This window comes from Streptococcus sp. FDAARGOS_192, from assembly GCF_002073815.2.
Lineage (GTDB): Bacteria > Bacillota > Bacilli > Lactobacillales > Streptococcaceae > Streptococcus > Streptococcus salivarius_H.
On record NZ_CP020431.2, the window covers coordinates 241,306 to 264,038 of the forward strand.

The following is a 22,733-nucleotide window of genomic DNA, read 5'->3' on the forward strand; positions in this document are numbered from 1 at the left end:
GAATCTCCTCTTAGTTTTCTACTTGTATTATACAATATTTTGAATTCCTTTTCATTTGAGTTGCTTTCTGAGATTTTCAAAAACAATTGAAAATATTAAAAAATAGAAAATCGCTAGAAAATTCTGGTTTTAATTTGCTTAAGCCTTGATATTATGGTAATATATAGGTGTAAAAAATTTTAACTCATAAGGAGAGTATTGTAATGTCAATTATTACTGATGTTTACGCACGCGAAGTCCTTGACTCACGCGGTAACCCAACACTTGAAGTAGAAGTTTACACTGAATCTGGTGCATTCGGTCGCGGTATGGTTCCTTCAGGAGCTTCAACTGGTGAACACGAAGCAGTAGAACTTCGTGATGGTGACAAAGCTCGTTACGGTGGTCTTGGTACTCAAAAAGCAGTTGATAATGTAAACAACGTTATTGCTGAACACATCATCGGATTCGACGTACGTGATCAACAAGGTATTGACCGCGCAATGATCGCTCTTGACGGTACTCCAAACAAAGGTAAACTTGGTGCCAACGCTATTCTTGGTGTGTCTATCGCTGTAGCACGCGCAGCTGCTGACTACCTTGAAGTTCCACTTTACAGCTACCTTGGCGGATTCAACACTAAAGTTCTTCCAACTCCAATGATGAACATCATCAACGGTGGTTCTCACTCAGACGCTCCAATCGCTTTCCAAGAATTCATGATTGTACCTGCTGGTGCACCAACATTCAAAGAAGCTCTTCGTTGGGGTGCTGAAATCTTCCACGCACTTAAGAAAATCCTTAAAGAACGTGGACTTGAAACAGCCGTAGGTGACGAAGGTGGTTTCGCACCTCGTTTCGACGGAACTGAAGATGGTGTTGAAACTATCATCAAAGCTATCGAAGCTGCTGGATATGTACCAGGTAAAGACGTATTTATCGGATTTGACTGTGCATCATCTGAATTCTACGATGCAGAACGTAAAGTTTACGACTACACTAAATTTGAAGGTGAAGGCGCTGCTGTTCGTACTGCTGCAGAACAAATCGACTACCTTGAAGAATTGGTTAACAAATACCCAATCATCACTATCGAAGATGGTATGGACGAAAACGACTGGGACGGTTGGAAAGCTCTTACTGAACGTCTTGGTGGTAAAGTTCAATTGGTTGGTGACGACTTCTTCGTAACTAACACAGCTTACCTTGAAAAAGGTATTGCAGAACACGCTGCTAACTCAATCCTTATCAAAGTTAACCAAATCGGTACTTTGACTGAAACTTTCGACGCTATCGAAATGGCGAAAGAAGCTGGATACACAGCAGTAGTATCACACCGTTCAGGTGAAACTGAAGATTCAACAATCGCTGATATCGCAGTTGCAACTAACGCTGGTCAAATCAAGACAGGTTCATTGTCACGTACTGACCGTATCGCTAAATACAACCAATTGCTTCGTATCGAAGACCAACTTGGTGAAGTTGCAGAATACCGTGGTTTGAAATCATTCTACAACTTGAAAAAATAATTCTATAGTCATATAGAATAAAAAGAGATTCCTTAGGAATCTCTTTTTTATGTTTCTAAAGAATCTTAGATTGTGTTATGCATTATCTCTAAATAGAAACTCTAAACATAAAAAGTCCCCTCAATCAATAGGATTGAGGGGACTTCGTCTTAGAATAGACCTTTAATCTTGTCTAAAGCTCCACTAACCATTTCGTTACCTGAAACAAGAGATTTGGCTTGGTCGAAGTATTCGCCCAAATCATCTTTATTGTCATCGACAAACTTTTTAGCAGCTTCGAAATCTTTCTTTTCGATCATTTCTTTTACTTGGTTAAAAAGGTCCATTGGATTCATATCTGTTCTCCTTTATAAGTTTTCTTACAAACTCTATTTAATCACGCTTATAGTAAACTAGCAAGAAATATGTTTGAGGCGAGTGCTATGAGGATTTTGATTTTCTAGTTAAGTACGATTGATAATTGTTTAATCTAAAAAGGCAGTCCAAACAGGACTGCTTTTAAGGCTTATTGTTGTTCCGTTGAAGAGCTACTTGGCTCTGATTCACTTGAACTTGAGCTCGATTCAGATTCTGCAGGATGTAGTTCCTTGTAAGATGGGGTCTTGAATAGATCAGCTGTTGATTTATTGCCTTTTTGTTTGTAGAGGCTGGTTGATTTATCTTTCAGCTTTTTATTGATTTCTTTTAGTTGATCCATCTGTTTAGTGTAGGAAATCTTGCTAGAATCAACATGCTTCAAACCGTTTGGCGTATAGAAACGAAGAAGGTCACCTGTTTGAACAGCGTCACTCATCGAAAGCTGAGTTGCTACTGCCTTACGAATGGCTTCGTTATCCTTTTTAGTCGTTTCATCAGGGTTGGTAATTTCTTCCCCTGTTTGAGTATTATAGAGTCGACCAGAATAGCTAGTGTATTGAGGAGTAACATATTGACCTGAGGTTCTAAATGCGACAATTTGCTTGTTATCAGGAGATAGGAGGTCTTGTCCCATCTGGATATAAGAGCTAGTGTCAACACCAAGAATGTGAAGGAGAGTTGGAAGGGCATCGACCTCACCGCCAAAGGTGTTAGAGATGCCACCACCAGTATATCCTGGAATATGAATCATGTAAGGAACACGTTGAAGCATGGCCTTATCATAGTTTGACCAAGTTTCAGGGTTCTTACCGAGAAGTTCAGCAAGATTGCTGCTTCGTGTATCAGAGATACCATAGTGGTCACCGTACATGACAATAATCGAGTTGTCGTAAAGACCGGTTTCCTTAAGGTAATCAAAGAAGTCTTTGATTGCTGAGTCAAGATAGTTAGCTGTTGCAAAATATCCGTTGACTGTCTCATCTTTTGTTTCAGCGAGTGGGAAACCTTGTTCCTTTTCATCGCCTGAGAGTGAAGTGTATGGGTAGTGGTTAGATACTGTAAGGTATTTAACGTAGAAAGGTTGTTGCATTTGTTCCAGATATTTGATGGAATCTGGGAACATGTACTTGTCATTTAGACCATACTGGAAGGAGTTTTCATCAGTTTTTTCAGTGAAGGCTGATGAGTCAAAGAAGTAATTATACCCCCATTGTTTATAGGTATTATTACGATTCCAGAAGGATCCAGTGTTTCCGTGGAAAACAGCTGACGTATAGCCACCTGTTTGAGCTAGAATAGATGGTGCCGCATAGGCTGTATTGGTACCACCATAGTTTACCATGTATGACCCTGTACTTAGTCCAAAGAGAGACGTTTCCATCAAGGTTTCAGCATCAGAAGTTTTCCCTGATTTAACTTGGTGGAAGAAGTTTGAAAAGGCTAGCGTCTCGTTTGAGTGGTAAATGGAATTGATGAATGGTGTAACCTCATATTCTTGACCGTCTACTTTGAGCTTGTAGTCAATAAGGAACTGTTGGAAGCTTTCCAAGTGAATAACGATGACGTTTCTTCCTTTAGCAATTCCGTAATACTTAGGATCAGGTGCTGCATAGTGCTCCTTAACGTAAGCCTCAACCTTTTTCATATCCTCAGCTGTTGCAGATGAACGAGCCTGTGAGGCCTGATAAGTTAAGTTACCAGAATAGGCTGTGAAGAAGGGAATCCCCATAGCACGAACAATATAGTTATTTGAGAAACCACGTGTCAACAACTCGCCACGGTTAACTTCCGCTAAGAAGAGGTTAACTGAGAGAAGGAGTGTCGACAGTGCAGTGACGGCAAAACTAGCTCGTTTGTTAAATGGCTTGCTGTCCATCTTAAGCTTCTTCCTGAAACCAGCATAGATGAAGAAAGGTACATCAATCAGGTAGAAGAGATAGCTTGGCTCAAGAAGGTTCTTGGCGGAGTCTCCTAGTCCTGCTGCCGAACTAGAACTTGCTAGGATGGTATTTACAGTGATAAAGTCTGTAAACTCTCCAAAGTAAATCACATTAGCGATAAGTAAGAGGTTAAGGATGACATAGATAGCAATGGTAATGCTATAAAAGAAACGTCGTTTCTTAAAGTATAGTCCTAAACCTAGAAGCATTAATCCTAGTGGAATAGGGTTAATCAGCGAAAGCATAACCTGATATCTGCTTTCCAACTCAAGATTAATGTTGACGTAATAAGCGAATATGGTTTTTAGCCAGTAAAAGAAGAGTAACAAGAGGATAAATCCAAGTCTTGATGAAACTCCTTTCCAAAAGGCTTCATTAATTTTTTTCAAAGTAATACTTCCTTTGATTCTATATTATCTTAATCATTATACCAAATAAGATAATGACTCTCAAAAATTTACTGCCATTGAGTGTGATATTCCTTGACATATAATTGATAAAATCTAGTTACGAAACAGAAATAATAGCATTTTTTTGGTATAATAGTAACATGAGTATATTGACGGTAAGTCCCTTTGCGGAGAAAAAAATCAAACAAGGAAAACAGCTTCTTCTAGCGGAAGATTTTCCAAATATCACTGAAAATAATCAGTTGGTTTACCTTTATAGCCAGTCCAAAGATTTTTTAGGAACGGGCTATTTGTCAAGTCAAAATAAGGGGATAGGATGGTTTCTGTCCCCTAAAAAACAAAAATTGACAGTGACTTATTTTCAAGGGCTTTTTGAAAAGGCAAAGGCCAAACGTCAATCCTATTATGATAATGAGTTGACGACAGCTTTTCGTCTTTTCAACCAAGATGGTGATGATTTTGGTGGTCTCACAATTGATTTATATGGGGATTATGCCCTCTTTTCATGGTACAATGCCTTTGTTTATTCCTTGAAGGATGTTATTGTAGAGGCTTTCCAAACGGTCTTTCCTGAGGTTTTGGGAGGCTATGAGAAAATCCGTTTCAAGGGTCTTGATTTCGAATCAGACCATCTTTTTGGGCAAGAGGCGGCTGATACCTTTACCATTTTAGAAAATGGGGTAACATATGAAGTTTTCCTCAATGATGGGCTAATGACGGGGATTTTCCTTGATCAGCATGAAGTGCGTGATGGTTTAGTTAATGGCCTAGCTTTGGGTAAATCAGTTTTGAATATGTTTTCCTATACGGCAGCTTTTTCAGTTGCTGCGGCTATGGGTGGAGCGGTTGAAACGACATCGGTTGATTTGGCTAAACGTTCACGTGAATTATCGACGGCTCATTTTGAAGCTAATGGTTTCAGTATGGACAATCATCGCTTGGTCGTGATGGATGTCTTTGATTATTTCAAATATGCAAAGAAAAAAGGCTTATCTTATGACCTTATCGTCATCGATCCGCCAAGCTTTGCCAGAAATAAGAAACGCACTTTCTCAGCAAATAAGGATTACCACAAGTTAATTGCACAGAGTCTTGATATTTTATCAGAGCATGGGACAATCATTGCAAGTACCAATGCTGCTAATATGACCGTGCAACAGTTTAAAAAACAACTGCGTAAGGGCTTGGGAGATGTTTCAGCGGACTTCGTTAACCTGCAACAATTACCAGCGGATTTTACCGTCAATCCTAACGATCCAACATCAAATTATTTGAAAGTATACACAATAAAGGTAAATAAATGAAAATTGTAGTTCCGATTATGCCAACTAGTTTAGAGGAGGCACAAGAGCTTGAACTGTCTCGTTTTGAGGGGGCAGATATTATAGAATGGCGTGCAGATTTTTTAGATAAGGATAGTATCTTAACGGTTGCTCCGGCTATTTTCGAGAAATTCGCAGGCTTTGAGATTGTCTTTACCATCCGTACGACGCGTGAGGGTGGCAAGCTTGAGTTAACGGATGCAGAATACGTCGCACTAATTAAGGATGTAGCTGCTATCTATTCGCCAGATTATATTGATTTTGAGTATTTCACACGTAAGGCTGTCTTTGACCAAATGCTCGAATTTTCAAACTTGGTTTTGTCTTATCATAACTTTGAGGAGACACCTGAAAACCTTATGGAGCTTTTGTCTGAGATGACAAACTTAACGCCAAGGGTGGTTAAGGTGGCTGTTATGCCTAAACATGAGCAGGATGTTATTGACCTTATGAACTTCACACGTGGCTTTAAGGCCTTTAATCCTGAGCAAGAGTTTGTGACCATGTCAATGGGTAAACTAGGTCGTTTGTCACGTTTTGCGGGAGATTTGGTGGGGTCATCATGGACCTTTGCTAGTCTTGACAATGCTAGTGCACCGGGACAAGTTGGTCTAGCAGATATGCGTAGAATCAGGGAGGTTTTGGATGCAGATTGATGGACACACACGCCTAGCGGCTGTTGTTGCCAATCCTATCAAGCATTCCATTTCACCATTCATTCATAATTCGGCCTTCGAAAAGACACAGGTTAATGGTGTTTATGTGGCCTGGGAGGTTCCAGATTCAGACTTGGCCGAGACAGTTGAAAATATTAGACGTTACAACATGTTCGGTATCAACTTGTCGATGCCATATAAGGAAGCAGTCATTCCTTTTTTGGATGAAATTAGTCCTGCAGCTCAACTGATTGGTGCCGTCAATACAGTTGTTAATCGTGATGGTCATTTGATTGGTCATAATACGGACGGTTTTGGCTTCTTTGCTAGTCTAAAGGACTTTAGCCCTAGAGACGCTCATTTGATGATTTTGGGTGCTGGTGGTGCTGCTAAAGCTATTGTGACTCAGGCAGTTCTTGATGGTGCAAAAAAAGTCAGTGTCTATGTTCGCCCTCAGTCATTGGATAAGGCAAAAGAGAGCTTTAAGTCCTTACTTGAACAGGCAACTTGTCACTTGGAGTTTCATGCTTTAAATGATATTGAGTATTTTCAAGAGGAACTAGGCCAGGCTGATTTATTGGTGAATGCGACGAGTGTTGGGATGGATGGCGAATCCTTGCCTATTCCTACAGATACAAGATTTCCTAAGGGACTCTTGGTTGCTGATATCATTTATCAGCCTTTTGAAACACCTTTCTTGGCCTTGGCTAGAAAACAGGGAATCGAGGCTGTAAATGGACTTGGCATGTTGCTTCATCAAGCAGCAGGTGCCTTTAAATTGTGGACCGGCAAGGACATGCCAACAGACGCCATTTGGCAGGAATTAGAAAATATTTACAATAGCTAGGAGGGGACGACTATGAAACTAGAGGTAAATTTAACAAATAACCCTTATGACATTATTATTGAAAAAGGAGCCCTTAAGACCGTCGGTCAATGGGTGAAGTCACTTTGGGAACCACAAAAGATTGCACTTATCACAGACAATCATGTGGGAGCTCTATATGCAGAAAAAGTTAAGCTTAGCTTGGAGCACGAAGGTTTTGAGGTAGTCGTTTTTGATTTCCTAGAAGGTGAAGCAAGTAAAAATCTTAAAACTGTTAATAAGGCTTATGAGTTTTTGATTAAGAATGGCATGACTCGTAGTGATGGAATTCTTGCTCTTGGTGGTGGCGTTGTTGGTGATTTGGCAGGGTTTGTCGCTTCGACCTATATGCGTGGCATTCACTTCGTTCAGGTTCCAACCAGTCTAACTGCCCAAGTGGATTCATCTATTGGTGGTAAGACAGGTGTGAACACACCATTTGCTAAAAATATCGTGGGAACTTTTGCTCAGCCTGATGGGGTTTTGATTGACCCTAATGTCCTTGAGACACTTGGTAAACGCGAATTGATTGAAGGTATGGGTGAGGTTGTCAAATATGGTTTGATTGATGATCCTGAGCTTTGGCACTTGCTTGAAAGCATTGATGGTTCAGTTCACAGTATCCTAGAAAACTCAGAAACCATCATTTATCGTTCATGTAACGTTAAGCGTAAAATTGTGGTTGAAGACGAGTTTGAAGGTGGTGTCCGTATGTATCTAAACTTTGGTCATACGATCGGGCATGCCGTTGAACAAACAGCTGGTTACGGTAAAGTCATGCACGGTGAAGCGGTGGCTATCGGAATGGTTCAGATTTCACGTGTTGCTGAGGAAAAAGGTCTAATGCCTAAGGGAATCACACGTCAAATTGCTGAGATGTGTGTCAAATTTGGCTTGCCAGTAGACTATGAGCCATGGCGTGTTGAGGAGCTTTATACAGCTCTCACACATGACAAAAAAGCCCGTGGTAATAGTATTAAGACAGTTATCGTTCCAGAGATTGGTAAGGCAGCTATCAATCAAATTCCTTTAGTTGAAATGAAAGAGTACTTGGAGAAATAAATGAGATATTTAACAGCAGGTGAGTCTCACGGCCCACGTTTAACAGCAATTATCGAAGGTGTTCCAGCTGGTCTTCCCTTGACGGCTGAAGATATCAATGGCGATTTGAAACGTCGTCAAGGTGGCTATGGTCGTGGTGGCCGTATGAAAATTGAGTCTGATAAGGTTGAAATCACTTCTGGTGTTCGTCATGGGAAAACAACAGGAGCTCCAATCACCCTTCATGTCATCAATAAGGACCATCAAAAATGGTTGGACATCATGGCTGTGGAAGATATTGAGGACCGTTTGAAAACCAAACGTAAAATCACTCACCCACGTCCAGGCCATGCTGACTTGGTTGGCGGAATGAAATACCGTTTCGATGATTTGCGTAATTCCTTGGAGCGTTCTAGTGCGCGTGAAACAACCATGCGTGTGGCAGTAGGTGCTGTTGCTAAACGTATCTTGGCTGAGCTTGATATTGAAATTGCTAACCATGTTGTTGTCTTTGGTGGTAAGGAAATTGATGTGCCTGAGAATTTGACAGTTGCTCAAATCAAGGAATTGGCCCAACAATCAGAAATTTCAGTTGTTAACCAAGAACGTGAACAAGAAATTAAAGATTACATTGACCAAATCAAAAAAGAGGGAGACACAATCGGTGGTGTCGTTGAAACCGTTGTTGGCGGCGTCCCTGTTGGCCTTGGTTCTTATGTCCAATGGGATACCAAACTTGATGCCAAGATTGCTCAAGCAGTTGTATCCATCAATGCCTTCAAGGGTGTAGAATTTGGTCTTGGTTTTAAGGATGGCTACCTCAAGGGCTCTCAAGTGATGGACGAGATTCTCTGGAATGAGGAGGATGGCTATACGCGTCGCACTAACAACCTTGGTGGTTTTGAAGGTGGTATGACCAACGGGCAACCGATTGTGGTCCGTGGGGTTATGAAACCTATTCCAACCCTATACAAGCCATTGATGTCAGTAGATATCGAAACACATGAACCTTACAAGGCAACAGTTGAGCGTTCAGATCCAACGGCCTTGCCTGCAGCGGGTGTCGTTATGGAATCCGTAGTTGCTACAGTCGTAGCCAATGAAATCTTGGACAAATTCTCTTCTGACAACATGGAAGAATTGAAAGAAGCGGTAGCACGTCACCGTGACTATGTGAAAAACTTTTAAGCAGCATCAGACAATAGATGGGAGTAGTAATGAGTAAGAAAACTATTTATATCGCAGGATTGGGCTTGATTGGTGGCTCCTTGGCCTTAGGGATTAAAAGGGACCACCCTGATTATGAGATTCTTGGATATAATCGCTCTGACTATTCTCGAAATATTGCGCTTGAGCGTGGGATTGTTGATCGTGCGACAAGTGACTTCAAAGAATTTGCTCCCCTCGCGGATGTTATTATCCTTGCAGTGCCAATTAAGCAAACTGTGGCCTACTTGAAGGAGTTGGCTGACTTGGAGCTCAAAGATAATGTCATCATTACAGACGCAGGGTCTACTAAGTTGGATATCGTTGAGGCAGCCGAACGTTACCTAACAGGTAAAAATGTTCAGTTTGTAGGTTCTCACCCTATGGCTGGTTCCCATAAATCAGGTGCTATTGCAGCTGACGTGACACTTTTCGAAAATGCCTATTATATTTTCACACCGACAAGTCTAACAAGAGAGACAACTATCCCTGAACTTAAGGACATCTTGTCAGGGCTTAAGTCACGATTTGTGGAGATTGATGCGGCTGAACATGACCGTGTAACTAGTCAAATCAGCCATTTTCCACATCTTTTGGCTTCTGGTCTTATGGAGCAAGCTGCTGACTACGCACAGGCTCACGAGATGACCAATCACTTTGCGGCTGGGGGCTTCCGAGATATGACCCGTATTGCAGAAAGTGAACCTGGCATGTGGGCTTCCATTCTCATGACCAATGGGCCAGCTGTTTTGGATCGTATTGAAGATTTCAAAAAACGTTTGGACCATGTGGCTGACTTGATTAAGGCTGAAGATGAGAATGCCATTTGGGAGTTCTTTGACAACGGTCGTAAGAAGCGTAAAGAGATGGAAATTCACAAAAAGGGTGGCGTGGAAAGTGCCTTCGATATTTTCGTGGATGTGCCTGACCGAGAAGACGTTATCCTTAGCATTATGGAATTGTTACGAGGAACGTCTTTGGTTAACCTTCGTATTAATGAGGAAAATCGTGAGGATATTCACGGTATTCTTCAAATTACTTTTAAAAATGAAAAAGATCGCACACATGCTAAGACTGTTATTGAAGCCAATACGGATTATCATGTGGTGATCGCCTAGGAGAATAAAATGACAAATATTTATGATTTAGCAAATGAGTTGGAACGTGGCATTCGTGCCCTTCCTGAGTACAAAACTTTGGTAGAGAAAAAAGAAGCGATTGCAGCTGATGCTGAAGCTAGCGCTCTTTTCAAAGAGTTTACTGATTTCCAAGAGGATTTCTATGCTAAAATGCAAGCTGGAACAATGCCAACAGCAGAAGAACAAGCAGCTGTTCAAGAATTGGGTCAAAAAGTAGAAGCTAATGCCCTTTTGAAAGAATACTTGGCTGCACAACAAGGTTTGTCTGTTTATTTGAATGATATTGAACGTATCATCTTCAAACCTTTGCAAGAATTGAATAGTTAATCAGAGAGGGTGTGTCAATTGACAGGCCCTTTTCTGCATTCAAAAGAGATTGTTTAAGGAAGAAACTAGAGACATTAAGGAGGAAAATGATGAGTCGTAAGATTGGAATTATTGGTATGGGAAACGTTGGAGCTGCAGTAGCTCATGGAGCAATTGCCCAAGGCTTGGCTGATAGTTATGTCTTTATAGATATCAATGAGAAGAAGGCCGAGGCAGATGCCCAGGATTTTAAGGATGCCGTGGCAAATCTACCTAGCTATGCAAACATTGTTGTCAATGATTATACGGCACTTGAAGATGCTGATGTGATTATTTCATCTCTTGGAAACATTCAGTTACAGCATAATGCTGGTGAGGACCGCTTTGCTGAATTCCCATTTACTCGAGAAGCCGTTTATCAGGTTTCTCAGGAGCTTAAAAAATTGGATTTTAAAGGCATACTCTTGGTTATCTCGAATCCTGTAGATGCCGTATCAGCCCTCTATCAGGAATTCACAGGCTGGCCAAGAGAACGTGTGATTGGGACAGGAACTCTACTCGATACGTCTAGAATGAAGGCGGCGGTAGGAGACGATTTATCAGTCAATCCCAAATCAGTATCCGGCTACAATCTTGGCGAACATGGGAATTCCCAATTTACAGCCTGGAGTCAGGTTAAGGTCAAAGGTCAAGACATTACAGAATTGACCAGTGAAGAAGAGCGTCAAAATCTCTTTATGGCTTCCATGAAGGGTGGCCACAAAGTCTTTTATGGTAAGGGCTATACTTCTTACGGCATTGCCAGTGCGGCTCTTCGTTTGGTGTCTATTATCATTTCGGATGCTCAAGAAGAAGTGGCAGTATCAAGCTATCAAGAAGCCTATCAAACCTATCTTGGCTATCCAGTCATTTTGGGACGTCAAGGGGTGGCTGCTCCCGTTCACTTGTCTTTGTCTGCTGAGGAAAATCGTCTTTTGGAGGAGTCTGCTAACTTGATTCGGAACCGTGTTCAAGAGGCGGTTGCCTTTCTGAAAGAAAAGTATGGTAATACTAGAGAGTGAATATTTTGACAATTCAGTCTATGGTTGGGCTTTCAATTATGGTATAATGAGAGTAACTATAAAATTTTCAGGAGTAACCTATGAAACTAGAAACCAAGGCTCAAGGTCTTCATGGCAGCTTGCGCATCCCTGGTGACAAGTCAATCAGTCACCGTTCTATCATGTTCGGAAGTCTTGCCAAAGGTGTGACAACTGTTCGTGATATTTTACGAGGTGAGGATGTCCTCTCAACTATGCAGGTCTTCCGTGATTTGGGTGTGACTATCGAGGATGATGGTGATGTGGTACGCATTCACGGTGTTGGTTTTGATGGTCTCAAGGCTCCTCAAAACAAGTTGGATATGGGTAACTCTGGGACATCTATTCGCTTGATTTCAGGTGTGCTTGCAGGTCAAGATTTCGATGTAGAGATGTTTGGAGATGATTCCCTTTCAAAACGTCCTATGGACCGTGTGACCATTCCCTTGCGTCAGATGGGTGTAGAGGTTTCAGGTCAAACAGACCGTGATTTGCCACCATTGAAAATGCACGGTAGCAAGTTTCTTAAGCCTATTCATTACCAATTGCCAGTTGCCTCTGCTCAGGTAAAATCTGCCCTTATTTTTGCAGCTCTTCAAGCTGATGGTGAATCTGTCATCATTGAAAAGGAAAAAACACGTAATCATACAGAGGATATGATTCAGCAGTTTGGTGGTCAGCTTCAAGTAGATGGCAAGGAAATTCGTATTTCTGGTGGCCAAAGCTTTACTGCTCAAGAAGTCGTGGTTCCAGGTGACATTTCTTCAGCGGCCTTTTGGTTGGTAGCGGGACTCGTGGTGCCTAACTCTAAGATTGTCTTGGAAAATGTCGGCATCAACGAGACACGTACGGGTATCATTGATGTGATCAAAGATATGGGTGGTAAGATTACCCTTTCAGATATTGACCAAGTTGCCAAATCTGCGACTATTACGGTTGAAACTTCAGAACTTAAAGGAACTGAAATTGGTGGCGATATCATTCCACGTTTGATTGATGAACTTCCGATTATCACACTCTTGGCGACGCAAGCCCAAGGTAAGACAGTGATTCGTGATGCTGAAGAACTCAAGGTCAAAGAGACCGACCGTATTCAGGTGGTGGCAGATGCCTTGAATGCTATGGGGGCTGATATTGTTCCAACAGAGGATGGTATGATTATCACTGGTAAGACCGCTCTTCATGGAGCAGAGGTCAATACCTTTGGTGACCACCGTATTGGTATGATGACGGCTATTGCTGCCCTCTTGGTTCAAGATGGTGAGGTTGACTTGCAACGTGCGGAAGCTATCAATACAAGTTACCCAAGCTTCTTTAGTGACTTGGAAGGATTGCTCAATGGCTAAAGTTTTATTGGGCTTTATGGGAGTTGGTAAGAGTTCCGTCGCCCCATACCTGGATGGTCGTTTCGTGGATATGGATCAGGTCATCGAGGAGAAAATCGGCATGTCCATTGCTGATTTTTTTGCAAAAGAAGGTGAGGCAGCCTTTCGTCAGATTGAGTCTGAGACTTTGGAAGAACTTCTTCAAGAGGGAGATGATGTCATCATCTCTACTGGAGGTGGTGTCGTTGTAACAGAGCGTAATCGTCAGCTCTTGGCCAAGAATCGTAAGCATAACGTTTGGCTCCATGCTTCTTTCGATGTGGTCTATGATCGCATTGAAAAGGATACCAAAAATCAACGTCCCCTCTTTCTCAATCATTCAAAAGAGGATTTTAAGGTTATTTACGACGGTCGAATGGCACTCTATCAAGATTTAGCAGATTTGGTTGTCACAGTTGATAACCGAACGCCAGAAGAAGTAGCAAGGTTTATCAAATGTATGTAGGTTATTTGGGCCCAAGTGGGTCGTTTACACATAATGCAGCCTTAAAGGCTTTTCCTGAGGCAGAATTGGTTTCATTAGGTACCATTACTGAGGTTATTAAGTCTTATGAAGAGGGGCGTGTGGATTACGCGGTCATTCCGGTGGAAAATTCCATTGAGGGCTCTGTTCATGAGAGTTTAGACTATCTCTTTCATCAGGCCGATATTCGTGCTGTGTCAGAGATTGTTCAGCCCATCAAGCAGCAGTTGATGGCCACTAAACATCATGAGAAAATTGAGAAAATCTTCTCACACCCGCAGGCCATTGCCCAAGGGAAAAAGTATATTAAACAGCATTTTCCACATGCCAAGATTGAGACAACAGCAAGTACAGCCTTTGCGGCTCGTTTTGTCGCTGATAATCCAGATCAGCCTTATGCAGCAATTGCTCCACATGCAGCTGCTAAGGAATACGGTCTACAAATATTGGCTAAGGATATCCAGGAGATTGAAAAGAATTATACCCGCTTTTGGGTGCTGGGGAACACTGTTCCTGAGATTCCGCTCAATCAGATTGATTGTAAATTAACGCTGGCTTTGACCCTGCCTGACAATATGCCAGGGGCACTTTACAAGGCCCTATCGACCTTTGCCTGGCGAGGCATTGACTTGACCAAGATTGAAAGCCGTCCGTTGAAGACGGTACTTGGCGAGTATTTCTTCATTATTGATTGTGATTATACAAAGGAAAAGTTGGCTCAGTTCGCTCTTGAAGAGCTAACTGCAGTTGGAATTGGATATAAAATCTTGGGTGCTTACCAAGTCTATGAAATTTAAAGGGAAATCTTATGACCAAATCTAACAATGGGCCGTTTACACATCATGAACGGTTACGTTACAGCTATCTTTTAAAAAATCTTGCTCACCTGAATGGACAGCAGGCTTCAGAATTCAATTATCTCCAAGGAAAGTTAGATGCCTATGAAGCTGAGCGGAGGTATCAAGCGCAAAGAGAGGACTATCAAGCAGCGTGGCGCCAGCCTTATGACAATCGTTATGACTACTATCAAGAGCGTGATTATGAGGCTCCCAATCAGCTAACTGAGGAAGGACTACCCATCTATCGAGAGGAAGTTGCTCAAAGTAAACCTAAACGCAAAAAGGTTCAAAGACAAGCAGCACCTTCAACAGCGTCTGCTCCAAAGTCCAAGTCGCAAGTAGCCCAGAAGAAGCGGCCAAAGAAAAAGAGAAGGCTCAAGAAGGTTGTCAAGCTAGTACTTAGTTGCTTGAGTCTAGGAGTTGTGTTCCTAGTGATAGCCATGGCTTATCAATTTTACAAGGGAACAGACCTTTCTGCTGCGGGTAATAATGGTAAATCATACCAGCCTGCCATAGTTGAGACCTTTAATGGTAAGGATACCAAGGATGGGGTCAATATCCTTATTCTGGGTTCTGACCAGCGCGTTAGCCAAGAATCTACCGATGCCAGAACAGACTCCATTATGGTGGTCAATGTGGGCAATAAAGAAGGTAAGGTTAAGATGGTTAGCTTTATGCGAGACACCTTGGTCAATATCAAGGGGGCTTCAGAAACCGACTATTCTCAGGACTTGAAACTCAATACGGCCTTCAATATTGGTGAGCAAAATAATCATCAAGGGGCAGAGCTCATGCGTGAGACGCTCAAACGAAACTTTGATATTGATATCAAGTACTATGCCATGGTTGACTTTGAAACCTTTGCGACAGGGGTTGATACCCTCTTCCCAAATGGTGTGGAAATCAATGCGAAGTTTGCGACTATTGATGGTAAAAAAGTGTCTTCGGTTCAAGTTCCAGATGATTTGAAGATGGACAAGAATGGTCACGTGCCAAATCAAACCATTAAAGTTGGTAAACAAGATATGGATGGCCGCACCCTTCTGAATTATGCCCGTTTCCGTAAGGATGATGAGGGAGATTATGGCCGTACCAAGCGCCAGCAACAAGTGATGCAGGCTGTCATGAAGCAGCTTAAGAATCCACTTAGCCTCTTCAAAGGGCCTGAGGCTTTGGGGAAGGTTTACTCTCTAACCTCAACCAATATGAGTATGACAGACATGTTGGACTTGGGGCTTTCAAATGCCGGTAGTTTCAAAAAAGGGATCAATTCGCAAACCATTCCTTCAGATGGTGATTGGATTGATAGCTATGATTTGTATGGCGGTCAAGGGATTGAAATTGATTTTGACACTTATCAGGCAAAATTAAAAGAACTAGGATTTAGATAAGAAAAGAAGCAGGTTCACACTGAACCTGCTTCTTTTTTGGTGTTAAGAGTTTGTATAAGCGCCATGTATAAGAAGTTTTAGAAAATGATAGAGCAAATAGGTCATGATAACAAGAATAATGACGAACTCTACCTTATAAATCAATTGGGTAGCTGGATTGACTAAACCCAGACTGGTGGTAGCTGCTTTAAAAGCATTGGTACTATTGACTAATGGGAAACTAAAGGCAGCAAAAAGTGGTATAAAGCCTTTTCTAACCAGTTTTACAAAGAGATTAAGAGCATAGAAAAAGAATGCTTGTGAGAATAAAAGTAGGGCAAGTAAAATGATAGTTGCAGGTCTTTGATTACTCTTGATTGAGCTGGTAATGAGAAGGGCCAGAGGTGCTGCTAAAATGGCAAGTATAGGCCGATATAGGTGAGGTATGGCTATCTGTCTCATTCTCCATAAAACAAGTGGAAAGAGGGCTAGAGTCGCAAATCCCGTTACTCCCAGAATAAGTCCCTTGATGCTAGTTGGAACACTAGCCGGTACTGTCACAAGACTGATAGCAGGGCCAACATAGACCACGAACCAGCTTGGAAAGACTTGGTTCAAAGATAGTGGGCACATAAAACGCAGACTGAAAAAAATAATATAGGCAATATAAAGTCCAAGGAGTCCAACCCAAGTCACACTTAATCCTGTTTGAGCTAGTGGGAGGTGGCTGGCAAAGAGAAAGGCAGCCATAAAGAAGCTGGCAAAGGCCGAAGCAACGACTGGGTTGCGCAAATCTTCTCTTATTTGTTCAAAGCCAAGAATCAAGCGTCCTAGTATAAGTATAAAACCGATACTGGCCAGAGACCAAATGCCCTGAGCAATCAGGGCATAGTGGCTTATTTGATTGGATAAACTAAAGAGGGCAAGAACTAGACTAGATAGGGCCAAGGGAATTTTCTTAAAAAATACCTTCATTGGTCCACCGGCCTTTCTAGCTAGCTGCAAGAATGTGACGAAGCTGCACCGCACTCGGAGATACAATTGGAAGGAAGACACCTTCATTCCAACGACGGATAAAGCTTGACTCTGATTCTTTCAAATAGCCACGACCACCACTAGCCTGAAGTTCGAGGAGTAGGCTGTTGGCTACGACGTCGACAATATCGATACGCAATTGGAAAAGTTCACGTGGTTTGTCAATGAAATAATCGGCATCATTAAGACCTGCAAAGAGTTGGTCTTGGATAGCAAGAAGATTTCCACGTGTAGCTTCAAATTCTTCACGAAGAACACTACGGTTACTGTTTAGACTAGCTTCAACCTCATCAAGAGAACGTTTGGCCAAACCAAAGGCAAGACCAAATTGGAAACCAAGGAAGTTCGGACGTGTTTTGGCAATATAGTCCGTACCTTCTTTTGAAAGGACCCAATTAGGATCTAACTTAACGTGATCGAAAGTAAGAGAGGCAGTGTTAGCACCTTGAAGGGAAACAAATTCCAAATCTTCAGAACGGCTGAGGCCTTCAGCTTCAGATGGAATAGTGATAATCCAAGGTTGGCTACCGTCTTTAAAATCAGCAGCAAAGAGAGCAGCGAATTTATCAGAACGTAGGTTAGTTACCCAAGGCAAACGACCATCGAGATAGTAGTCATCACCTTCTTGACTGATGGTAACATTCAATTCTTCAATATCTGACAAGAATTTGACCGCATTTGACAAGCCAGTGCCACCAGCACGCTCACCGGTATACAATTCTTTCAACCATGTTTCACGAGGGTAAGCATTGTCACTCGCAAGGATATACTCGATGAAAGTACGGTGTCCCCAAGAAATAAAGGAAGCTGTCAAAGAGTGTTGTGCCAATTCATTAAGCACATCAACAACTTGAGTAGGACCACCACCTAGGCCATCAAACTCAGCAGGTACGCCGATTTTAAAGACGTCGTTTTCAGCAATTTTTTCAAGAAGTTGGTCCGCAATTGGTCCAGACTCTTGGTCAATATGGTCAGCGTTGGTGTCCAACCAAGTAAGGAATTCTTTTGAAAAATGTGACATAGGCTTAGGTCCTCCTCTAGTTTATCTTTATCAGTTTATCTTTGCATTAAGCGAATTCTTGAAGTTCAGGGTTAATCGGTGTTTGTGCGAGATTGTTAGCGTAGTTACACAAGCTAGCAAGGCTGACACCCAAGATAACGTCAAGGGCATTTTGAGCAGTGTAGCCAGCTTCCAAGAAGTCATTGTAGGCTTCGTCACCAACAGCACCTTTAGTATTAATCACGGCAATAGTAAATTTAGCAAGGGTATCAAGTTTTGGATCGTCTTCGATTGGTGTACGGTTACGAAGAGCTTCCAAGAGTTGAGGTGTCATTTGGATTTGTTTGATTGAAAAGGCTGTGTGACCTGCCACACAGAAGGCGCAGCCGTTAGTAACAGCAGCTGTAATTTGTACAACCTCACGTTCAGTTGGTGTCAATGAATTGCGACGGTTGATTTCACCGACAGTACGGTAAGTTTCAAGCGCAGTTGGCGCATTAGCAAGGAGACCAATCAAATTTGGAATGTATCCCCCATTGGCATCTTTAACTGTTTGAAGGACGTCTTTGACTTCTTCTGGTGCAGTTTCGATTGTATGAATGGTAATATCTGGCATGATTATTCTCCTTTATATAGAAACGACATCTAGCTAAGTTGCTGAGTCGTTTAATTTTTTGTCATGGACCTATGATAGCACTGTATGACTTTTCTGAAAAATCTATATTATTTATGGCCAGCCATAAATTTGATTTATATGTGCTATAATGGAGGGTAGTAAAAGGCTTTAGAAGATATGTTTAAGCCCTATAAGAGTAAAGAAAGTTGAATTATGTTAAATAAAAACGATATTGTAGAAGTTGAAATTGTCGATTTGACACATGAAGGAGCAGGCGTTGCCAAGGTGGATGGCTTTGTCTTTTTCGTGGATAATGCCCTACCAGGTGAAGTCATCAAGATGCGCGTGCTTAAGCTCAAGAAAAATATCGGCTTTGGTAAGGTTGAAGAGTATGTGACCCTTTCACCAAACCGTAATCAGGACATTGATGCGACCTATCTACGTTCAGGGATTGCTGATTTTGGCCATATGACCTACGAGGAGCAGCTCAAGTTCAAGCGTAAACAAGTTGTGGGCAACCTCTATAAGACAGCAGGTATCTCAGACGTAGAAGTCGCTGAAACATTGGGAATGGAGACTCCTTACGCCTACCGTAACAAGGCGCAGGTACCCGTTCGCCGTGTTAAAGGTCAGCTTGAAACAGGTTTCTACCGCAAGAATTCGCACGACTTGATTCCAATTGAAGATTTTCTCATCCAAGACAAGGAAATTGATAAACTCATTGTCTTTGTCCGTGACCTTCTCCGTCGCTATGACCTCAAACCTTATGACGAGAAGGAGCAGACAGGGTTGATTCGTCATTTGGTGGTCCGTCGTGGCCATTATTCAGGTCAGATGATGTTGGTCTTTGTAACGACTAGACCAAAAATTTTCCGTATTGATCAAATCATTGCTAAAATTACAGAAGCCTTCCCAAATGTCGTTTCTATCATCCAAAACATCAACGATAAGAACACTAACGCCATCTTTGGTAAGGAGTTCCGTACCCTTTTTGGTCAAGATACCATTACAGATAGTATGTTGGGCAATGACTATGAGATTTCTGCCCAGTCATTCTATCAGGTTAACACCGAGATGGCTGAAAAACTCTATCAAACAGCCATTGACTTCTCAGATCTAAACAGCGACAGCATTGTAATTGATGCCTATTCAGGAATCGGGACAATCGGTTTGTCATTTGCAAAACAGGTCAAGGAAGTCTACGGCGTTGAAGTCATCGAAACAGCCGTCGAAGATGCCAAGAAAAATGCAGAACGCAACGGCATTACAAATGCCCACTATGTGGCTGACTCAGCTGAAAATACCATGGCCAAGTGGAGCAAGGATGGCATCAAACCAGATATTATCATTGTGGACCCACCACGCAAGGGCTTGACAGAAAGCTTCATCAAAGCCAGCGTCGCCATGCAACCTGAGAAGATTACCTACGTCTCATGTAACCCAGCAACCATGGCGCGTGATATCAAACGCTATCAAGAATTGGGCTATGAATTGAAAAAAGTACAGCCAGTGGATCTTTTTCCGCAAACGCATCATGTAGAGTGTGTGAGTTTATTGGTAAAACGCAGTTAAACATCTCGCTTTTACATTTCAAGGCGAGATGCTTCAAAGCTCCACTGGAGCTTTGAACTCCCACAGACGCATCATGTTGAGGCAGTATCACTTTTGTCCAAACTCGATGTCGATAAGCATATAGACGTTGAAATTGAGCTGGATGAGCTTGATTTGACCAGTGCTGAAAGTAAGGCAACATATGCTCAAATCAAAGAATATGTTTGGAATAAATTTGAATTATAAGTTCCGACATTATATATTGCACAGATAAAAAGGAAATGTGGAATAGAATTACGAGAACATTACAACAAGTCTAAAAAGGAGAAACAAATTATTCCACAGTGTACACCTGAAAAAGAAGAAGCTATCATGGATGCCTTGAGACACTTCAAAATGATTGAATAGAAAAGAATGACAGCATATGACTTTCTGCATTTATGACATTCCTACTTGGTATAGGAACAGCTATTATTCCTTTCTTGCAAGGTATCAATGAGAAAATAGGCTCAATATAAAGATTGATAGGATCATTTTTATATTTAAAGGAGCGTTGAAATGATTGATAAAAGCAATAAAAAATTTTGGGATAAATTTGCTAAGCTATATGCTCCTTTCATGAAAAAAGACAAAGGAGTATATGATAAAGTTTGCGAATACATTCGTCCTCATTTGAATAAAGACATGGAGGTGCTTGAACTTGCTTGTGGCTCAGGACAATTATCGTTTAATCTTTCAAAGCATACGAAAAGTTGGATTGGCACAGATTTTTCCGAACAAATGATTAAGGAAGCTAAAAAGCGTGGGGAATACGAAAATCTTACATTTGAAACAGCCGATGCAGTAGCATTATCCTATTCGCATGAAAAATTTGATTGTGTGTTAATTGCTAATGCACTTCATATTATGCCTAAACCGGATGAGGCGATGAAAGAAATATATAGGGTGTTAAAACCTAATGGGACTTTGTTCGCCCCCACTTTTCTATGGAAAGAGGGAAAACAAAGAAAAATGATAAAAAGTTTGATGTCTATTTTAGGATTTAAGATGTATCAAGAATGGGATAAAAAGGAATTTGAAGATTTTATTAAAGAATATGGATTTTCAGTAGTTGAAATGAAATTGGCACATGGAGGTCTTGCACCGATTGGTGTGATGATTGCTCAAAAAGTGGCTTAACAGATTCTATTCTTATGATTTAAAAAATTTCATCAAAATGGTAACCAAAGGCGATAGAAAAACTATCGTCTCAGAACGTAGACAAACCCTACTAGGAATAGAAAAATTGTCATTTTGTCGGTTGGGTACCACTTAGCGAAAACTCTTAGGAATGCTGTTTTAGCGCTATTCTTAAGAGTTTTTCTCTTTTTCTAGTAAAAGAAAAAGACTGAAGAAAATTGGGCACTGCACCCATAAAATGAGACAAAAGAAAACACTCCTGTTGAAATCTGGTAAACTAGAAACAGGAGTGTTTTGTTATGGTCAAAAAAGCATATTCAGTAGAAACTAAGCTAGCCTGTATCGAAATGAAGAAGGCAGGTAAATCAAATAAAGTTATCATGGACACCCTCGGCATCAAAATGTTAGTCAGGTCAAGACTTGGTGGCAATGGTATCAGAATGATGAATTGTACCGTTTCCACCAACCTGTGGGGAAACAATATACTTATGGTAAAGGGATGAAACAGTTATCCAAAGTAGAACAGTTACGTTTGCAGGTAGAATTACTAAAAAAGTATCAGAGCTTGGTAAGAGAATCGACAAAGTAAGTCTTATCAAGCTAGTGGAAGAGTATAAGAAAACGTTCCCTGTATCGATTATTTTAGAATGTTTCGGCGTCAAACGCTCAACCTTTTACCGCTGGAAACAGGAGTGTAAGAATTCTCAGAAAAGAGATGAAATAGCAGATAAAATCGAACAACTCTGTATGAAAAATCACTTTATTTACGGCTATCGAACTATTACTCGCTTGCTCAAAAAAGTGTATAAGCTCGTCGTTAATCGCAAGAAAGTCTATCGCATCATGAAGGAAAAGGGCTGCCTTTGCCGTGTTCGTCCCAAGAAGGGACCTAAATTAGGGAAGCCTTACCATGTAACAGACAATAAGCTGGATCGTGATTTCCAGGCAGACAAGCCTATGGAGAAACTTGTCACAGACATCACCTACCTCTATTTTGAAAACTGTAGACTTTATCTATCTTCGATCATGGATCTCTATAATCGTGAAATTGTAGCTTATACCATCTCCGAGTGCCAAGATACGGACTTCGTGCTCGACACACTTAATCAACTTGAGCTACCTCAAGGAGCACTTTTACACAGCGACCAGGGCTCTGTCTACACCTCAAAAGCCTACTATCAGGCTTGTACAGAAAAAGGCATCACCCGCTCCATGTCCCGAAAAGGAACACCAGCAGATAATGCCTGTATCGAATGGTTCCATTCTGTTCTCAAGTCTGAAACCCTTCTATCTCCATAAGTGGAGAAACCTAACTAAAGATAGTATAACAGATATTGTTAAAAATTACATCATATTTTATAATGAAACTAGAATTCAACAGAAATTAAATGACCAGTCTCCTGTAGAGTACAGAAAACTAGTCGCATAAGAGGTTTTTCTCTTGTCCCATTATTGGGGTGCAGTGC

20 protein-coding genes and 2 pseudogenes are annotated in these 22,733 nt (G+C 41.4%); 17 read left to right on the plus strand and 5 right to left on the minus strand.

Annotated elements, in window-relative coordinates:
• Positions 1-203 precede the first annotated feature (203 nt).
• A complete protein-coding gene (gene eno, locus A6J31_RS02230) occupies positions 204-1,508 on the plus strand; it encodes a surface-displayed alpha-enolase (RefSeq protein ID WP_002886048.1) in 1,305 nt (434 codons plus the stop codon).
• A gap of 149 nt (positions 1,509-1,657) precedes the next feature.
• On the opposite strand, the gene A6J31_RS02235 is transcribed toward eno, so the two are convergent.
• Both A6J31_RS02235 and A6J31_RS02240 read right to left on the minus strand, forming a co-directional pair.
• Entirely contained in the window at positions 1,658-1,843 is a 186-nt protein-coding gene (locus tag A6J31_RS02235; protein ID WP_002890454.1) for a hypothetical protein, read from the minus strand.
• Between the two features lie 170 nt (positions 1,844-2,013).
• Positions 2,014-4,194 (minus strand): LTA synthase family protein, encoded by a 2,181-nt coding sequence (locus A6J31_RS02240; protein ID WP_080610364.1) that lies wholly within the window; start codon positions 4,192-4,194, stop codon positions 2,014-2,016.
• Positions 4,195-4,355: 161 nt separating this feature from the next.
• Here A6J31_RS02240 and A6J31_RS02245 point away from each other — a divergent pair, with 161 nt between their 5' ends.
• From A6J31_RS02245 to A6J31_RS02300, 12 genes are all read left to right on the plus strand, one after another.
• The gene (locus tag A6J31_RS02245) at positions 4,356-5,519 is read left to right on the plus strand and encodes a class I SAM-dependent rRNA methyltransferase (RefSeq protein WP_014634142.1); all 1,164 of its coding nucleotides are present in this window, start codon (positions 4,356-4,358) and stop codon (positions 5,517-5,519) included.
• The gene (gene aroD / locus A6J31_RS02250; protein WP_080610365.1) at positions 5,516-6,193 is read left to right on the plus strand and encodes a type I 3-dehydroquinate dehydratase; all 678 of its coding nucleotides are present in this window, start codon (positions 5,516-5,518) and stop codon (positions 6,191-6,193) included. Before A6J31_RS02245 ends, aroD begins: the two co-directional genes overlap by 4 nt.
• Positions 6,183-7,040 carry a shikimate dehydrogenase gene (locus A6J31_RS02255; protein WP_080610366.1) on the plus strand — a complete coding sequence of 286 codons (858 nt, stop codon included), beginning with the start codon at positions 6,183-6,185 and terminating at the stop codon, positions 7,038-7,040. Before aroD ends, A6J31_RS02255 begins: the two co-directional genes overlap by 11 nt.
• 12 nt (positions 7,041-7,052) lie before the next feature.
• Entirely contained in the window at positions 7,053-8,120 is a 1,068-nt protein-coding gene (aroB, locus tag A6J31_RS02260) for a 3-dehydroquinate synthase (protein WP_080610367.1), read from the plus strand.
• A complete protein-coding gene (gene aroC / locus A6J31_RS02265) occupies positions 8,121-9,287 on the plus strand; it encodes a chorismate synthase (protein WP_003094323.1) in 1,167 nt (388 codons plus the stop codon).
• Positions 9,288-9,316: 29 nt separating this feature from the next.
• The gene (locus A6J31_RS02270) at positions 9,317-10,423 is read left to right on the plus strand and encodes a prephenate dehydrogenase (protein ID WP_080610368.1); all 1,107 of its coding nucleotides are present in this window, start codon (positions 9,317-9,319) and stop codon (positions 10,421-10,423) included.
• Between the two features lie 9 nt (positions 10,424-10,432).
• Complete coding sequence (locus tag A6J31_RS02275) at positions 10,433-10,771, plus strand: YlbF/YmcA family competence regulator (RefSeq protein ID WP_002890462.1); 339 nt, start codon at positions 10,433-10,435, stop codon at positions 10,769-10,771.
• 89 nt (positions 10,772-10,860) lie between these two features.
• Positions 10,861-11,811: an L-lactate dehydrogenase gene (locus tag A6J31_RS02280; protein ID WP_080610369.1), complete on the plus strand. Its 951-nt coding sequence runs from the start codon at positions 10,861-10,863 to the stop codon at positions 11,809-11,811.
• Between the two features lie 80 nt (positions 11,812-11,891).
• Positions 11,892-13,175 carry a 3-phosphoshikimate 1-carboxyvinyltransferase gene (gene aroA, locus A6J31_RS02285; RefSeq protein ID WP_080610370.1) on the plus strand — a complete coding sequence of 428 codons (1,284 nt, stop codon included), beginning with the start codon at positions 11,892-11,894 and terminating at the stop codon, positions 13,173-13,175.
• Complete coding sequence (locus A6J31_RS02290; RefSeq protein WP_080610371.1) at positions 13,168-13,659, plus strand: shikimate kinase; 492 nt, start codon at positions 13,168-13,170, stop codon at positions 13,657-13,659. Before aroA ends, A6J31_RS02290 begins: the two co-directional genes overlap by 8 nt.
• On the plus strand, positions 13,650-14,474 hold the full coding sequence (pheA, locus tag A6J31_RS02295; protein WP_022496018.1) for a prephenate dehydratase: 825 nt from the start codon (positions 13,650-13,652) through the stop codon (positions 14,472-14,474). The genes A6J31_RS02290 and pheA overlap by 10 nt, the downstream gene beginning before the upstream one ends.
• Positions 14,475-14,485: 11 nt before the next feature.
• Positions 14,486-15,907: an LCP family protein gene (locus A6J31_RS02300; RefSeq protein ID WP_080610372.1), complete on the plus strand. Its 1,422-nt coding sequence runs from the start codon at positions 14,486-14,488 to the stop codon at positions 15,905-15,907.
• Positions 15,908-15,949: 42 nt separating this feature from the next.
• On the opposite strand, the gene A6J31_RS02305 is transcribed toward A6J31_RS02300, so the two are convergent.
• From A6J31_RS02305 to A6J31_RS02315, 3 genes are read right to left on the minus strand one after another with little or no spacing between them, the layout of a single operon-like run.
• Positions 15,950-16,861: an ethanolamine utilization protein EutJ gene (locus tag A6J31_RS02305; RefSeq protein ID WP_225791576.1), complete on the minus strand. Its 912-nt coding sequence runs from the start codon at positions 16,859-16,861 to the stop codon at positions 15,950-15,952.
• 16 nt (positions 16,862-16,877) lie between these two features.
• Positions 16,878-17,942 (minus strand): acyl-CoA dehydrogenase family protein, encoded by a 1,065-nt coding sequence (locus A6J31_RS02310; protein WP_080610373.1) that lies wholly within the window; start codon positions 17,940-17,942, stop codon positions 16,878-16,880.
• A 46-nt stretch (positions 17,943-17,988) separates the two neighbouring features.
• Positions 17,989-18,537: a carboxymuconolactone decarboxylase family protein gene (locus tag A6J31_RS02315; protein WP_002885920.1), complete on the minus strand. Its 549-nt coding sequence runs from the start codon at positions 18,535-18,537 to the stop codon at positions 17,989-17,991.
• A gap of 213 nt (positions 18,538-18,750) precedes the next feature.
• On the opposite strand from A6J31_RS02315, the gene rlmD reads away from it, so the two are divergent.
• The 4 genes and pseudogenes from rlmD (at position 18,751) to A6J31_RS02335 (ending at position 22,696) form a co-directional block, all read left to right on the plus strand.
• Positions 18,751-20,109: a 23S rRNA (uracil(1939)-C(5))-methyltransferase RlmD gene (gene rlmD / locus A6J31_RS02320; protein WP_080610374.1), complete on the plus strand. Its 1,359-nt coding sequence runs from the start codon at positions 18,751-18,753 to the stop codon at positions 20,107-20,109.
• 66 nt (positions 20,110-20,175) lie between these two features.
• Positions 20,176-20,496 (plus strand): annotated as a pseudogene (locus tag A6J31_RS11720) (23S rRNA (uracil-5-)-methyltransferase RumA); the annotation flags it as partial.
• 150 nt (positions 20,497-20,646) lie between these two features.
• The gene (locus A6J31_RS02330) at positions 20,647-21,267 is read left to right on the plus strand and encodes a class I SAM-dependent methyltransferase (protein WP_002890480.1); all 621 of its coding nucleotides are present in this window, start codon (positions 20,647-20,649) and stop codon (positions 21,265-21,267) included.
• A gap of 299 nt (positions 21,268-21,566) precedes the next feature.
• Positions 21,567-22,696, plus strand: a pseudogene (locus A6J31_RS02335) (IS3 family transposase).
• Positions 22,697-22,733 lie beyond the last annotated feature (37 nt).

Bases quoted from the DNA above. Each gene is read 5' to 3' on its own strand.
- eno (WP_002886048.1), top strand. From the start codon at position 204: ATGTCAATTATTACTGATGTTTACGCACGCGAAGTCCTTGACTCACGC.
- A6J31_RS02235 (WP_002890454.1), bottom strand. From the start codon at position 1,843: ATGAATCCAATGGACCTTTTTAACCAAGTAAAAGAAATGATCGAAAAG.
- A6J31_RS02245 (WP_014634142.1), top strand. From the start codon at position 4,356: ATGAGTATATTGACGGTAAGTCCCTTTGCGGAGAAAAAAATCAAACAA.
- aroD (WP_080610365.1), top strand. From the start codon at position 5,516: ATGAAAATTGTAGTTCCGATTATGCCAACTAGTTTAGAGGAGGCACAA.
- A6J31_RS02255 (WP_080610366.1), top strand. From the start codon at position 6,183: ATGCAGATTGATGGACACACACGCCTAGCGGCTGTTGTTGCCAATCCT.
- aroB (WP_080610367.1), top strand. From the start codon at position 7,053: ATGAAACTAGAGGTAAATTTAACAAATAACCCTTATGACATTATTATT.
- aroC (WP_003094323.1), top strand. From the start codon at position 8,121: ATGAGATATTTAACAGCAGGTGAGTCTCACGGCCCACGTTTAACAGCA.
- A6J31_RS02270 (WP_080610368.1), top strand. From the start codon at position 9,317: ATGAGTAAGAAAACTATTTATATCGCAGGATTGGGCTTGATTGGTGGC.
- A6J31_RS02275 (WP_002890462.1), top strand. From the start codon at position 10,433: ATGACAAATATTTATGATTTAGCAAATGAGTTGGAACGTGGCATTCGT.
- A6J31_RS02280 (WP_080610369.1), top strand. From the start codon at position 10,861: ATGAGTCGTAAGATTGGAATTATTGGTATGGGAAACGTTGGAGCTGCA.
- aroA (WP_080610370.1), top strand. From the start codon at position 11,892: ATGAAACTAGAAACCAAGGCTCAAGGTCTTCATGGCAGCTTGCGCATC.
- A6J31_RS02290 (WP_080610371.1), top strand. From the start codon at position 13,168: ATGGCTAAAGTTTTATTGGGCTTTATGGGAGTTGGTAAGAGTTCCGTC.
- pheA (WP_022496018.1), top strand. From the start codon at position 13,650: ATGTATGTAGGTTATTTGGGCCCAAGTGGGTCGTTTACACATAATGCA.
- A6J31_RS02300 (WP_080610372.1), top strand. From the start codon at position 14,486: ATGACCAAATCTAACAATGGGCCGTTTACACATCATGAACGGTTACGT.
- A6J31_RS02305 (WP_225791576.1), bottom strand. From the start codon at position 16,861: ATGAAGGTATTTTTTAAGAAAATTCCCTTGGCCCTATCTAGTCTAGTT.
- A6J31_RS02310 (WP_080610373.1), bottom strand. From the start codon at position 17,942: ATGTCACATTTTTCAAAAGAATTCCTTACTTGGTTGGACACCAACGCT.
- A6J31_RS02315 (WP_002885920.1), bottom strand. From the start codon at position 18,537: ATGCCAGATATTACCATTCATACAATCGAAACTGCACCAGAAGAAGTC.
- rlmD (WP_080610374.1), top strand. From the start codon at position 18,751: ATGTTAAATAAAAACGATATTGTAGAAGTTGAAATTGTCGATTTGACA.
- A6J31_RS02330 (WP_002890480.1), top strand. From the start codon at position 20,647: ATGATTGATAAAAGCAATAAAAAATTTTGGGATAAATTTGCTAAGCTA.